This window comes from Pseudomonas cremoricolorata, from assembly GCF_000759535.1.
GTDB classification, from domain to species: domain Bacteria; phylum Pseudomonadota; class Gammaproteobacteria; order Pseudomonadales; family Pseudomonadaceae; genus Aquipseudomonas; species Aquipseudomonas cremoricolorata_A.
The window spans coordinates 3,577,349-3,590,400 of the sequence record NZ_CP009455.1 but is presented as its reverse complement, the minus strand read 5'-3'; the positions used below and the strand labels follow the sequence as shown (position 1 = coordinate 3,590,400).

General features: G+C 65.7%; 14 protein-coding genes. 7 read left to right on the top strand and 7 right to left on the bottom strand.

Features of this window, described 5'->3' with window-relative positions; genetic code table 11:
• Positions 1-813: a substrate-binding periplasmic protein gene (locus LK03_RS16365; protein ID WP_038413437.1), complete on the bottom strand. Its 813-nt coding sequence runs from the start codon at positions 811-813 to the stop codon at positions 1-3.
• Between the two features lie 148 nt (positions 814-961).
• On the opposite strand from LK03_RS16365, the gene LK03_RS16360 reads away from it, so the two are divergent.
• From LK03_RS16360 to LK03_RS16350, 3 genes are read left to right on the top strand one after another with little or no spacing between them, the layout of a single operon-like run.
• Complete coding sequence (locus LK03_RS16360; RefSeq protein WP_038413436.1) at positions 962-1,729, top strand: 3-hydroxybutyrate dehydrogenase; 768 nt, start codon at positions 962-964, stop codon at positions 1,727-1,729.
• 15 nt (positions 1,730-1,744) lie between these two features.
• Positions 1,745-3,694: an acetoacetate--CoA ligase gene (locus LK03_RS16355; RefSeq protein WP_038413435.1), complete on the top strand. Its 1,950-nt coding sequence runs from the start codon at positions 1,745-1,747 to the stop codon at positions 3,692-3,694.
• Positions 3,695-3,739: 45 nt separating this feature from the next.
• Positions 3,740-4,015: a peptidylprolyl isomerase gene (locus LK03_RS16350; RefSeq protein ID WP_028693992.1), complete on the top strand. Its 276-nt coding sequence runs from the start codon at positions 3,740-3,742 to the stop codon at positions 4,013-4,015.
• An 8-nt stretch (positions 4,016-4,023) separates the two neighbouring features.
• Here LK03_RS16350 and LK03_RS16345 read toward each other — a convergent pair whose 3' ends face one another.
• On the bottom strand, positions 4,024-4,647 hold the full coding sequence (locus LK03_RS16345) for a LysE family translocator (RefSeq protein ID WP_038413433.1): 624 nt from the start codon (positions 4,645-4,647) through the stop codon (positions 4,024-4,026).
• A 133-nt stretch (positions 4,648-4,780) separates the two neighbouring features.
• Here LK03_RS16345 and LK03_RS16340 point away from each other — a divergent pair, with 133 nt between their 5' ends.
• Positions 4,781-5,599, top strand: coding sequence for a helix-turn-helix transcriptional regulator (locus LK03_RS16340; RefSeq protein ID WP_038413432.1), 819 nt, complete (start codon positions 4,781-4,783; stop codon positions 5,597-5,599).
• Positions 5,600-5,678: 79 nt separating this feature from the next.
• On the top strand, positions 5,679-6,302 hold the full coding sequence (locus LK03_RS16335) for a LysE family translocator (protein ID WP_038413431.1): 624 nt from the start codon (positions 5,679-5,681) through the stop codon (positions 6,300-6,302).
• 6 nt (positions 6,303-6,308) lie between these two features.
• Here the strand turns inward: LK03_RS16335 and LK03_RS16330 are convergent, their stop codons facing one another.
• The 5 genes from LK03_RS16330 to LK03_RS16310 all read right to left on the bottom strand — a co-directional run bounded on the left by LK03_RS16330 (position 6,309) and on the right by LK03_RS16310 (position 11,051).
• Positions 6,309-6,809, bottom strand: a complete 501-nt coding sequence (locus LK03_RS16330) for a methylated-DNA--[protein]-cysteine S-methyltransferase (RefSeq protein ID WP_038413429.1) — start codon at positions 6,807-6,809, stop codon at positions 6,309-6,311.
• 106 nt (positions 6,810-6,915) lie between these two features.
• Positions 6,916-7,248 (bottom strand): hypothetical protein, encoded by a 333-nt coding sequence (locus tag LK03_RS16325; protein ID WP_240478621.1) that lies wholly within the window; start codon positions 7,246-7,248, stop codon positions 6,916-6,918.
• Positions 7,249-7,345: 97 nt separating this feature from the next.
• Positions 7,346-9,547 (bottom strand): xanthine dehydrogenase family protein molybdopterin-binding subunit, encoded by a 2,202-nt coding sequence (locus LK03_RS16320; RefSeq protein WP_038413427.1) that lies wholly within the window; start codon positions 9,545-9,547, stop codon positions 7,346-7,348.
• Positions 9,544-10,536 carry an FAD binding domain-containing protein gene (locus LK03_RS16315; RefSeq protein WP_038413426.1) on the bottom strand — a complete coding sequence of 331 codons (993 nt, stop codon included), beginning with the start codon at positions 10,534-10,536 and terminating at the stop codon, positions 9,544-9,546. Before LK03_RS16315 ends, LK03_RS16320 begins: the two co-directional genes overlap by 4 nt.
• Positions 10,533-11,051, bottom strand: a complete 519-nt coding sequence (locus LK03_RS16310) for a (2Fe-2S)-binding protein (RefSeq protein WP_038413425.1) — start codon at positions 11,049-11,051, stop codon at positions 10,533-10,535. The genes LK03_RS16315 and LK03_RS16310 overlap by 4 nt, the downstream gene beginning before the upstream one ends.
• Before the next feature lie 80 nt (positions 11,052-11,131).
• Here LK03_RS16310 and LK03_RS16305 point away from each other — a divergent pair, with 80 nt between their 5' ends.
• Positions 11,132-11,743 carry a nucleotidyltransferase family protein gene (locus LK03_RS16305; RefSeq protein WP_049870523.1) on the top strand — a complete coding sequence of 204 codons (612 nt, stop codon included), beginning with the start codon at positions 11,132-11,134 and terminating at the stop codon, positions 11,741-11,743.
• Positions 11,744-11,871: 128 nt separating this feature from the next.
• Complete coding sequence (locus LK03_RS16300) at positions 11,872-12,891, top strand: branched-chain amino acid aminotransferase (protein WP_038413424.1); 1,020 nt, start codon at positions 11,872-11,874, stop codon at positions 12,889-12,891.
• Positions 12,892-13,052 lie beyond the last annotated feature (161 nt).

The following is a 13,052-nucleotide window of genomic DNA, read 5'->3' as shown; positions in this document are numbered from 1 at the left end:
CTAACGGTCCAGACCAAGGCGCTGCTGGCGCTTCCAGCGCTCGAGATTGCGTTGCACCAGGCGCTCGGCCAGTGGGCTGTTGACCAGCGCCTGCATCAGCGTCGCCAGGCGCTCGCGCAGCGCAGCGCTGTTGCACAGCGAACGCTTGGACAGCGCCAGGTACAGCGGCTCGCTGGACACCGGCGGTTCGAGCACGCTGAGCTGTTCGTCGATGCCCAGCGCCTGAGTCAGCGCAGCGCCTGGATGGCGTTCGTACAGCAGGTAGTCGTTGCGTTTGTGCAGCAGCTTTTCGAACGCCTGGCTGGCACCCGGCACGGCCTCCAGTTGCAGGTGGGCGCTGGCGTATTCGTCGAAGCGCTGGCCGTGACTGTTGTTGACCAGGGTTCCGCCGATGCGGCCTTGCAGATCGTCCCAGCCGGTATAGGCAAAAGCACCGTCACTGCGCACCCAGACCACGCTGTCGGTGGTCAGGAAGGCCGGGGCGATGAAATCCATCTGCTGCTCGCGGGCATCGGTGCGAAAGTACCCCGCCAGCCAGTCGACCCGTCCCAGGCGCACTTCTTCCTGCGCCCGCGACCACGGCCCGGCATCGATCACGGTCACTTCGATGCCCAGTTGCCCGGCCAGATAGTCGAGCAATTCGGCATTGGCGCCGATCAGCCGTCCGGGGTGATTGGGATCGCGCCACAGGTACGGCGGATATTCCGGGTTGCCGGTGGCGCGCAGGTGCTGGCAATCGTCGGCCGCCCGTGCCGGCAGCAGGCCCAGCAACAGCGGTAGCAGCAGACACAGACTTGCGCGACGCTTGACCACTGGCGACCCCCGGCAGATGACCGATGAACAGCAGTGATGCTAGTACAGAGTGAATATTCCGTTCGTTGCGCTGCGACAGTTTTGCCACAGGTAGCCGCGTGCCAGCGGCTATTCTCATGACTGTGCCCCCTCGCTTACGGAGCCCCGCATGCAACTGACCGGCAAAACCGCACTGATCACCGGTTCTACCAGCGGCATCGGCCTGGGTATTGCCCAGGTGCTGGCCGAGGCCGGTGCCGACATCCTGCTCAATGGCTTCGGCGATCCGGCCCCGGCACTGGAGCAGATCGCCGCCTGCGGGGTCAGGGTCGCGCATCATCCGGCCGACCTTGCGCAGCCGGCGCAGATCGCCGAGCTGTTCGCCTGGGCCGGCGAGCACGGCGGCGTCGATATTCTGCTGAACAACGCCGGCATCCAGCACGTCGCGCCCGTAGAGCAATTTCCGCCGCAGGCCTGGGACAGCATCCTGGCGATCAATCTGTCGGCGGTATTCCACTGCACCCGGCTGGCGCTGCCGGGCATGCGGGAACGTGGCTGGGGACGGATCATCAACATCGCCTCGGTGCATGGCCTGGTCGGCTCGCTGGGCAAGGCGGCGTATGTGGCGGCCAAGCATGGGGTGATCGGCCTGAGCAAAGTGGTGGGCCTGGAAACGGCCACCAGCAACGTCACCTGCAATGCGCTGTGCCCAGGCTTCGTCCTGACGCCGCTGGTGCAGCGACAAATCGATCAGCGCATCACCGAGGGCGTCGATTCGCAGCAGGCGCAACAGCAATTGCTGGCCGAAAAACAGCCTTCCGGGGCGTTCGTGACACCCCGCCAGCTGGGCGAGTTGGCGCTTTTCCTCTGCAGCGAGGCCGGCGCCCAGGTGCGCGGCGCGGCCTGGAACGTCGATGGCGGTTGGCTGGCGCAGTGAGTGGGGAGGCAGGTCATGAACGAAATACTCTGGCGCCCGCAGCGCGGGCAGATCGACGCCAGTCGCATGAACGCCCTGCGCCGCCGAATCAACGTGCGCTTCGGCCTGGCGCTGGATGACTACCCGGCGCTGCATCGCTGGAGTGTCGAACAGCGCGCCGCGTTCTGGCAGACCCTGAGCGAGCACTTCAAGGTGCGCTGGCACAGCCGCGCAGCCCAGGTGCTGGAGGAACCGGGCGCGATGCATGAAGCGCGCTGGTTCACAGGCGCTACGCTCAATTACGCCGAGCACCTGTTGCAGCGCCGCGATGAACAGCCGGCACTGGTCTCGATCAACGAAGACGGCCAGCGCCAGGTACTCAGCTTCCGCCAGCTCGCACAGCATGTGGCGGGTCTGCAACGGGCGCTGGAAGAGCTGGGGATAGGCGCCGGCGACCGCGTGGCGGCGATGATGCCCAACCGTTGGGAAACCGTGGTGGGCTTTCTCGCTTGCGCCAGCCTGGGGGCGGTGTGGTCCAGTGCGTCGCCGGAATTCGGCGGCGCGGGGCTGATCGACCGCTTCGGCCAGATCGAGCCGAAACTGCTGATCGCCTGCGCTGCCTATCAGTACGCCGGCAAGACCCTGGATCAAGTGCAGAAGATCGACGCACTGGTGGCCGCCCTGCCCAGCCTTGAGCACCTGCTGGTAGTGCCCTGTGCAGCCAAGGACATCGCCGCTGAGGCGTTCACCGGGGTGCCAACCTCGCTGTGGAGCGACTTCTACCAGGCCAGCGGCACCCCGCGCTTCGCCTCGCTGGACTTCGATCACCCGCTGTACATCCTCTACTCCAGTGGCACCACTGGGCTGCCCAAGTGCATCGTCCACCGCGCCGGCGGTGTATTGTTGCAACACCTCAAGGAGCATGGCCTGCACTGCGACTTGAAGGCTGATGAAGGCCTGTTCTACTACACCACCTGCGGCTGGATGATGTGGAACTGGCTGGTCAGTGGCCTGGCCCTGGGCGCACGCCTGGTGCTGTATGACGGCTCACCCTTTCACCCTGCCCCGCAGCGCCTGTTCGACCTGATCGACGCCGAACGCATCAACGTCTTCGGCACCAGCGCCAAGTACCTGGCGGCGATCGAGCAGGCCGGGGTGGAACCTGCCCACAGTCATCGCCTGGACAGCCTGCGGATGATGCTCTCCACAGGTTCGCCACTCTCGCCCCACAGCTACGACTACGTCTACGCCAAGGTCAAGGCCGAGGTATGCCTGGCATCGATGTCCGGCGGCACCGACATCGTTTCCTGTTTCGTGCTCGGCAACCCGCTGCTACCGGTGCGCCGGGGCGAAATCCAGTGCCGCGGGCTGGGCATGGACGTGCAGGTATGGAATGCGCAGGGTCAGCCGGTAGTGGACGAAAAGGGCGAGCTGGTGTGTACCCGCAGCTTCCCCAGCATGCCGCTGGGCTTCTGGGGCGATGCCGACGGCAGCCGCTACCGCGCCGCCTATTTCAGCCAGTTCGACGGGGTGTGGGCGCAGGGTGATTACGCTGAAGCCTGCGCCGAGGGCGGGCTGGTCATTCACGGTCGATCGGATGCGGTGCTCAACCCCGGTGGCGTACGCATCGGCACGGCGGAAATCTATCGCCAGGTGGAGAAGGTCGATGAGGTGCTGGAGAGCATCGCCATTGGCCAGGCGTGGCAAGGCGATGTGCGCGTGGTGCTGTTCGTGCGCCTGCGCGACGGCCTGAGCCTGGATGAAGGGCTGAGCCTGCGCATCCGCCAGGTGATTCGCCAGTACACCACGCCACGGCATGTCCCGGCGGTGATCGCTCAGGTCACTGACCTGCCGCGCACCCTCAGCGGCAAGCTGGTGGAACTGGCAGTGCGCGAAGTGGTGCATGGGCGTGCGGTGAACAACACCGATGCGCTGGCTAATCCTGAATCACTGGCGCAGTTTGCTGATCGTGCAGAGCTGAGGTAGCAGGCATAATGTCGGCTTTTTTTCACCCGCCCCGCAGGTATCCACATGAAAGCCCAAGCCCGCCATATCCTGGTCAAGACCGCCGCCGAGGCCGAACAGCTCAAGCAGCGCATCGACAAGGGCGAGGCCTTCGACGTGCTGGCCAAGCGTTATTCCACCTGCCCTTCAGGCAAGCGCGGTGGCGATCTTGGCGAAATTCGCCCGGGGCAGATGGTCGGCGCCATCGACCAGGTGATCTTCAGGAAACCCCTGCGGGTCGTGCATGGACCGATCAAGAGCAAGTTCGGTTATCACCTGGTACAGGTGTTCTACCGCGACTGAATCCGCCCTCAACGTCGCGCCGCCAGCAGCCCCAGCCCGGCACAGCCAAGCAACCCGGCACTGATACGGTTGAACAGTCGGCGCGGGCGTGGCTGCTGGAACCAGCGCTGCATATAGGCACCCAACCCTGCATAGAGGGCGATGGCCGCCCACTCCAGCAGCAGGAACAGCACGCCCAGGTAAAGGAACTGTTCGGCCACAGGCGTTGGACTGTCGAGCCGGACGAACTGCGGCAGGAAGGCGGTGAAGATCAGAATCGCCTTGGGGTTGCCCGCCGCCACCAGAAACTCCTGGCGCGCCAGTTGCCAGCCACTATGGCTGACCGCGTTGGCCTGCGCCGCCTCGCCCACCGGCGCTCGCCACAGTTGCCAGGCGATGTAGAACAGGTACGCCGCACCGAGCAGCTTGATTGCCAGGAACAGGTATTGGCTGGTGTGCAGCACCACGGCCAGGCCCATGGCCGCCAGGGCGATCATGCCGCTGAAGGCCAGCAGTCGACCGCTGCCGGCCAGGCACGCGCGGCGCAGGCCATAGCGGCTGGCGTTGTGCAGCGATAACAGGTTGTTCGGGCCTGGGGCCATGTTCAGGGCAAAGCAGGCAGGTACGAACAGCAGCAGGCTGGACAGGTCCATTGGTGTTCTCCGTGGCGACCGCTGGAGTGTCGATCGCGGCTGTATGAAGGGTCAAACACAGTCACGCGGCGAATGACCGCAACAGTGCAACGCGGCTAGACTGGCCCTTCTTCTCCGACCCTTGCCTCAGCCCATGTCCACCTCCTCGACCGATCACTGGCACGACCCCGCCCTGCCCTTCGTCGAAGCGCGACGGGCCTGCCACAGCCGCGCCTGCTACAAGGCGCACAGCCATCCGAGCTTCTCCATCGGCGCGGTCGATGAAGGCTTCAGCCACTTCCGCGGCGCCGGGCATGGCAGCCAACGACTGTGCCCAGGCACCCTGGTGCTGGTCCCGGCGCACCGCGTGCACGCCTGCAACCCTGAGCCGAACAGCGCCTGGAGCTACCAGATGCTGCACCTGGACGCCGAATGGCTGCAGCGTCTGCGCGGCGAATGCGGTTTGCCGGACGAACCTCGAGGTGCGCCAGCGCGGATCAGCGCCGAGCCTGGGTTGTACCGGCAGTTCTGCCAGTTGGTGGAGCGTTTGTTTTCGGCTGCTGGCGCGCTGGAAAAGGAAACCGCGCTGGTGACCTTTCTCAGCGAACAGGCCTGGGACGACTGCGCGCCGTTGCCCATGGCCCCTGCCGCCGATAGCGCTGCGCTGGAGCTGGATGACGCGCTGCACACGCTCGACGATGAGCGACTGGCGCAACTGACCCTCGCTGAGCTGGCGGCCATGGCCGGGCTTGGGCGCTATGCGCTGATTCGCAGCTTCCGCCGCGCCACTGGCCTTACACCCCACGCCTGGCTGCTCAACGCGCGGGTCAACCGCGCCCGGCAATTGCTGCGCGAGGGCGGCGAACTGGCCGAGGTCGCCTACCGCCTGGGCTTTGCCGACCAGAGCCATTTCCAGCGGGTGTTCAAGACCCACGCCGGCACCACACCTGGCCTGTATCGCCGCACGCGCTGACTGCCGCGCGCACTATTGTCCAATACAGCCGCCCAAGCCCGCGCCATCCTCCGGCCTTTGCAGCCTGAGGACCCGAGCCATGCAGTTGTTTCTGATCATCGCCACCGCCCATTTTCTCGCCTTGCTGTCACCGGGCCCCGACTTTTTCCTGGTGGCGCGCAACGCCGCCAGCAGCGGCTGGAAGATCGCCAGTGGCGCTTGCCTGGGGATTGCCCTGGCCAATGGCCTGTTCATTGCCGTGGCTTTCGCCGGGCTGTCATTGCTGCGTGAGGGCAGCGCGTGGTTCATCGCACTGCAACTGGCCGGTGGGGTGTACCTGGTGTATGTCGGCTGGCTGTTCATCCGCCATGCCAACAGCAGTGACCTGGGCGCACTACCCACCGCGCAGGCAGCCCGGCGCGGCTGGCTGCGAGGGGTGCTGGCGGGTTTCCTGTGCGCCGTGCTCAACCCCAAGAACGCGCTGTTCTACGCAAGCCTGGCGAGCCTGGTCAGCGCCAGCAGTGCTGGCTGGAAATGGCTGTACGCGCTGTGGATGTTCAGCGTGGTGCTGCTCTGGGACCTGCTGGTGGCCATCGCCATCGGCCATCCACGGGTGCTGCGCCGCTTTGGCGCGGCGTTGCCGTGGCTGCAAAAGGTCTCTGGCGGGTTGCTGTTGTTGCTCGGCCTGCTGGTACTGCTGCATGTGTGGCTGGCCTGGGAGTGATGCCCGTTACAGCGCCAGTGCCAGCGATTCACGCCCTTCCAGGCTCAGCAGATGCTGCTTGACCGGCAGCCCACCGGCAAACCCGGTGAGGCTGCCCGACGCGCCGATGACCCGGTGGCAGGGCGCGATGATGGAAATAGGGTTGCGTCCGTTCGCGGCGCCCACTGCGCGCACCGCCTGGGGTCGGCCGATCTGCTGAGCGATCTGCGCGTAGCTGCGGGTTTCACCGAAGGGAATGGTCAGCAACGCCGCCCACACCTCACGCTGGAATTCAGTGCCCTGGAAGTCCAGCGGCAATTCGAACCGCTGACGTCGACCGGCAAAGTAGTCGCCCAGTTGCCGCGCTGTTTCCTGCAGCAATGGGTGCTGATCGTCACGCTGCAGCTCGCCCAGGCGCACCCGGTTCTCCCGTTCGTTCTCCCACAGCACGGCGGCCAGGCAGTCGCCACGGGCAACCAGGGTCAACGTGCCGACGGGGGAATCCATCAATGTGTAGGCGCAGGACATGGCAGTGTTCTCTCGGTGGTGGGCGGCGACTTGATGGTGTACGAAGCGCTGAGCATGGCGCATCAGACAGATGTCAGACGCCAACCCCGACCAGTGGCAGCTGAGGTCATTTCGGGTTGAGGCGACTGCGTACTACCCACGCGCCCGCCCAACCTGCGAAGGCGTAAAACGCATCGAGGTAGAACCGGCCCAGGTAGTTGGGTTGCAGCGCGCCAGATTCGACCGGAGCCGTACCGGGCAACGCCGCATACAGGGCGTTGGGCGCAAACGCCAGGGCCAACAGCAGGCCGTAGCTGACGCTGCGCCACAGCCGTTGCCCGCCAGGCGAGGCATCGGCCTGGCGCAGACCGAAATAGGCGATCAGCCCCGCCACCGGCAGCACCCAGAGCTGGATCGGCATCGACAAGAACATTTCCGCGACCAGGTTTCTTGTTTGCATGGCGAGCCCCTAGGACAAAGCCGCGGATTATCGCCATGCAACCGGTGCCAATGCAAACTGCCGGGCCCTGATGCCGATCTGCGCCTAGTCGTACGCCTCAGCCGAGGATCTTGTCCACGGTCAGCGGAAAATCCCTGACCCGCCGCCCGGTGGCGTGGTACAGGGCGTTGGCCACCGCTGCCGCTACACCGACCACACCAATTTCGCCGACGCCCTTGGAGCCGAGCTCGTTGACGATATCGTCCGGCTCGTCGACGAAGATCACCTCGACCTCGCCCATGTCGGCGTTTACTGGAATGTGGTACTCGGCCAGGTTGTGGTTCATCGTGCGGCCCAGGTTGTGGTCCACCTCAGCCTGCTCATGCAAGGCCATGCCCACGCCCCACACCACACCGCCGAGAATCTGGCTGCGTGCGGTCTTGGGGTTGATCACCCGGCCCGCGGCCACCGCGCTGACCACCCGGCTGACCCGCAAGGTGCCCAGCGCTTCATCGACGCGCACCTCGACGAACACCGCCGAATGGGTGGCGCAGGCAAAGCCCTCGCGCTTGGTGCCTGGCTCTGCGGTGATCTGCACCTGCAGTGCGTCCTCGCCAGCGCCTTGCAGCAGGTCGGCGAAGGCGAACCGCTGCTCACCCACCTGCAACTGCCCATCGGCCACCACGAAACGTTCGGCCGGCTCGCCTGCCAACGCCGGATAGCGCGCCTGGGCGAGCGTCACCAATTTGCTGCGCAGCACCTGGCAGGCCTGGCGCACCGCCGAGCCGACCGACGACACGGTGAACGAGCCGCCTTGCAGGGGCGCTGTGGGCAGCGAGCTGTCACCGAGCTGGAAGGTGATGTCTTGAACCGCCATGCCAGCGGCATCAGCGGCGATTTGCGTCATGACGGTGTAGGTGCCGGTGCCGATGTCGGTGGTGGCGCTGCTTACCCACAGGTGGCCGTCGGCATCGAGCCGCGCCTTGGCGCTGGCTTTCATCTGCATGGCCTCCCACACACCACCGGCCATGCCCCAGCCGATCAGCTCATCGCCCTCCTGTTGGCTGCGCGGAACGGGATTGCGCTGTTGCCAGCCGAAGCGCTCAGCCCCCTGCTCATAGCATTCGCGCAGGGCCTTGCTCGAATAGGGTTTGCCCTCGTTGCCGTTGCTGTCGGCGAAGTTGACCTGACGCAGTGCCACCGGGTCGAGGCCAACCTGCTCGGCCAGCTCGTCCATGGCGCACTCCAGACCGATCAGGCCCAGCGCCGCGCCGGGCGCACGCATGTCCAGCGGGGTGTAGACGTCCAGCGGCACCAGTTGATAGGCCATGGCGACGTTGTCGCAGCGATAGAGCATGCCGCTCCACTCCACCACGTGCTCGCTGAAATCTTCGAAGCGCGAGGTCTGACCGGTGGCTTGGTGGTGGATGGCAAGCAAGCGGCCATCCGCGTCAGCGCCCAGTTGCAGGCGCTGCAAGGTGCGTGGACGGTAGCCGAAGGTGAACATCTGCTGGCGGGTCAGGGTCACCCGCACCGAGCGCTTGAGCTTGAGCGCGCCCATCACCGCCAGGGCCAGCTGGTACTGCGGACGCAGGCCCGAGCCGAACGCACCGCCAACGAACGCCGCGCACACCCGCACCTGTTCCTTGGGCAGCTTGAACACCTCCTGCACATAGGCCTGGCTGTTTTGCGTGCCCTGGGTCTTGTCATGGATCAGCAGGCTGCCATCGGCTTGGACGATCACCGTCGAGGCGTGGGGCTCCATCGGGTTGTGGTGCTCGTTGGGGGTGCTGTACTGCGCATCGATGCTAAACGGCGCAGCACTGAACGCTGCGGCAAAATCACCCCGCGGCTTGGGCAGTTCGGCGGGGGCGTCATAGCCCTGGTCGCGGGCGGCGCAGAGGTCGGTCTGGTGTGAATCGGCCTCGATATCGACGCGCACCAGGCTGCCGGCATAGCGCGCCAGTTCGAGGTTCTCGGCGATGACCAGGGCCACCGGCTGACCGCTGTACAGCACACGATCGTTGAACAGTGGGCGGAATGGATGACCATCGGCCGCATCGTCGTCTTCGTAGGGCTCATCATCGGCCGCCATCGGCGGTCGATTGCCGTGGTGCAGCACCTCGAGCACGCCCGGCAAGGCCAAGGCGTCCTGGCAGTCGATATGGCGGATGCGGCCGTGGGCCACAGCGCTTGAGACCACACTGCCGTAAAGCAGACCCTCGGCGGGATACTCGCCGGCATAGCGGGCCTTGCCGGTGACTTTCGCCGGGCCATCGGTGCGGTCCAGTGGCTGGCCGCTGATCGCTTGCGCACTCATGCTGTGGCTCCTTGTCGACGCTGGGCCTGGCCCAGCGCGCGGATGATCGCGTTGTGCGCCAGGGTGACCTTGAAGGCGTTGTGCGCAAGCGGCTGTGCGCCGCTGAGCATGGCCTGGGCAATCTGGGTGTAGGTGGCGGGGGTGGCCGGCTGGCCCTGGAAGCGTGCCTCCAGGGCCGGGTCGCGCCAGGGTTTGTGCGCGACACCGCCCAAGGCCAGGCGCAACTCGCCGATGCGCTCGCCCTCCAGGCGCAACGCCGCCGCCACCGAAATCAGGGCGAAGGCATACGAGGCGCGGTCGCGCACCTTGAGGTAATGCACATGCTCGGCAAAACTCGGGGCCGGCAGCTCGATGGCGGTGATCAGTTCGTTGTCGGCCAGCGTATTGTCGCGCTCGGGCTGCTCGCCCGGCAGACGGTGGAAGTCGGCAAAGGCAATCTGCCGGCTACCGGCCGGTCCTTGCACCTGCACCGTCGCCTCCAGTGCCGCCAGGGCCACGCACATGTCCGAGGGGTGGACGGCGACGCAGTGTTGGCTGGCACCGAAGATTGCATGGTTGCGGTTCAGACCGCTGCGCGCCGGGCAGCCACTGCCTGGGGCGCGTTTGTTGCACGGCACGTTGCTGTCGTAGAAGTAGGCGCAGCGGGTGCGTTGCAGCAGGTTGCCACCGCTGCTGGCCATGTTGCGCAGCTGTGGCGAGGCGCCGGCCAGAATGGCTTGGGCAAGCAGCGGGTAGTCGGCCTCAATGCGTGGGTGGCGGGCCAGTTCGGCATTGCCGACCAACGCGCCGATCGACAACCCGCCGCTGTCCGTGAGGGTGACCTCACGCAGCGGCAGCCCGGTGATGTCGATCAGCCGCTGGGGCTGGGCGACGTTTTCTTTCATCAGGTCGAGCAGGTTGGTGCCGCCGGCGATAAAGTGCGAATCAGGGCCGGCCAGTTGCAGGGCGCCGGCGACATCGGTGGGTTTGCTGTAGGCGAAGGGGATCATGCGTGCGGCCCTCCCTGATTGCTGGCAATCATGTGCGGCAGCGCTTCTTCAACGGCCGCGACGATATTGCCGTAGGCACCGCAGCGGCACAGGTTGCCGCTCATGCCTTCCTGGATCTCGGCGCGCGACAGCGCCCGGCCTTCGCTGGCCAGCGCCACCGCCGAGCAAATCTGCCCAGGGGTGCAGTAACCGCACTGGAAGGCGTCGTGGCGAATGAACGCCTGTTGCAAAGGGTGCAGGCGCTCATCCTCGGCCAGCCCTTCGATGGTGGTGATGCGATCGCCCTCGCACATGATCGCCAGGGTCAGGCAGGCGTTGACCCGCTGCCCGTTACGCAGCACGGTGCAAGCGCCGCACTGGCCATGGTCGCAGCCTTTCTTGCTGCCGGTCAGGTCGAGTTGGTCGCGCAGCAGGTCAAGCAAGGTCATCCACGGTGCCACCTGCAACTGATGGCGCTGGCCGTTGATCGACAGCTCGAGCGGCTGGTGCGCCGGTATGCAGTCTGAATCGCTCATTGTTCATGCCTCACGGTCGGTATGCTCATCGTCATGTGCAGTCTTGGCTGCATTTTCAGGTCCGACCGGGAGCCAACGGCATGCGTTCAAAGCAACTCCAATCCATCTGCCCAGAGGCGCAAGCACGCTGCGTGGCGCTGTTGCTGGCCGCCGGCAAAGGGCGACGCTTCGGCAGCGACAAACGCCAGGCACAGCTGAGCGACGGACAGACCCTGTTAGCCGCCAGCGTCAGCAACGCGCAGGCGCAGTTCGCCGAGGTGTGGGTGGTGATAGGCGCCGATGACGACCCACAGGCCCTGGGCTTGCCGGCGTCAGTGCAGCTGGCACGCGCACCGCGCGGCAGCGATGGCATGGGCGCCAGCCTGGCCGCAGGCATCCAGGCCCTGGCCGGCTCTGCGGCCGAGGCGGTGGCGGTGCTGTTGGGCGACATGCCGTGGATCGCCAGCGCCACCCTCGCCCGCCTGCAACAGGCCGCAGGCGCCGAGGTCATCGTCATGCCGCAGTACCAGGGCCAACGTGGCCATCCGGTGCTGTTTGGCCGGCATTTCTGGCAGGCGCTCGGCCAGGCGACGGGTGACCAGGGCGGGCGCCATGTGCTGCACGACAACCCTGCTGCCTGTCAGCGGGTGAAGGTGGATGACCCAGGGGTACTGCGCGACGTCGATACCCCTGACGATCTTTCCCCGCCCTGAGCCGACCGCAACGGGGCAGGCAATTGCCCGGCAGGCGTTTCCGAACCTGCCCGGTTTGTATTATCGTGACGCGTGCGCATCAACCGCAGCCCGCACGCAACGGGCGCTGCAAGACAATCGAGGGTGTCATGAGCAACGAAAGCATTAACTGGGACAAGCTGGGCTTTGACTACATCAAGACCGACAAGCGCTACCTGTCCGTCTGGCGCAATGGCGAGTGGGACAACGGCACCCTGACCGAAGACAACGTGCTGCACATCAGTGAAGGCTCCACCGCCCTGCACTATGGCCAGCAGTGCTTCGAAGGCCTGAAGGCCTACCGCTGCAAGGACGGCTCGATCAACCTGTTCCGCCCCGAGCAGAACGCCGCGCGCATGGCCCGCAGCTGCGCCCGCCTGTTGATGCCCCAGGTGCCCAGCGAGGTCTTCGTCGAAGCCTGCAAGCAGGTGGTCAAGGCCAACGAAAAGTTCGTGCCACCCCACGGCAAAGGCGCGCTGTACCTGCGCCCGTTCGTCATCGGCACCGGTGACAACATCGGCGTGCGCACCGCCCCCGAGTTCATCTTCTCGATCTTCGCCATCCCGGTCGGCTCGTACTTCAAGGGCGGCATGAAGCCGCACAACTTCCAGATCTCAAGCTTCGACCGTGCCGCGCCGCAGGGCACCGGCGCTGCCAAGGTCGGCGGCAACTATGCCGCCAGCCTGCAACCGGGTCTGGACGCGAAGAAGGCCAACTTCGCCGATGCCATCTACCTCGACCCGCTGACCCACACCAAGATCGAGGAAGTCGGTTCGGCCAACTTCTTCGGCATCACCGCCAACAACGAGTTCGTCACGCCCAAGTCCGCGTCGGTCCTGCCAGGCATCACCCGCCTGTCGCTGATGGAACTGGCGCAATCGCGCCTGGGCCTGACGGTCATCGAAGGCGATGTCGAAATCAGCAAGCTCGACCGCTTCGTCGAAGCCGGCGCCTGCGGTACCGCGGCGGTCATCACGCCGATTGGCGGCATCGAGTACAACGGCAAGCTGCACGTTTTCCATGACCTGGAAAAAGTCGGCCCGGTGACCCAGAAGCTGTACAACGAGCTGACCGGCATCCAGAGCGGTGACGTCGAAGCCCCAGCCGGCTGGATCGTCAAGGTCGTCTGATTCGTCGGCGCCGCCCCGCGCGGGGTGCCCTGGCCGCGGCCGATGCCTGACATCGGCGGCAGTCAAGGCACCCCGCGCTGCATGTGCGCAGATGAATTTTTCTTAAATCGACCAGCGGCTATTCTTTGGCACAATCGACTCTCCACACCGTTGCCCAGGTA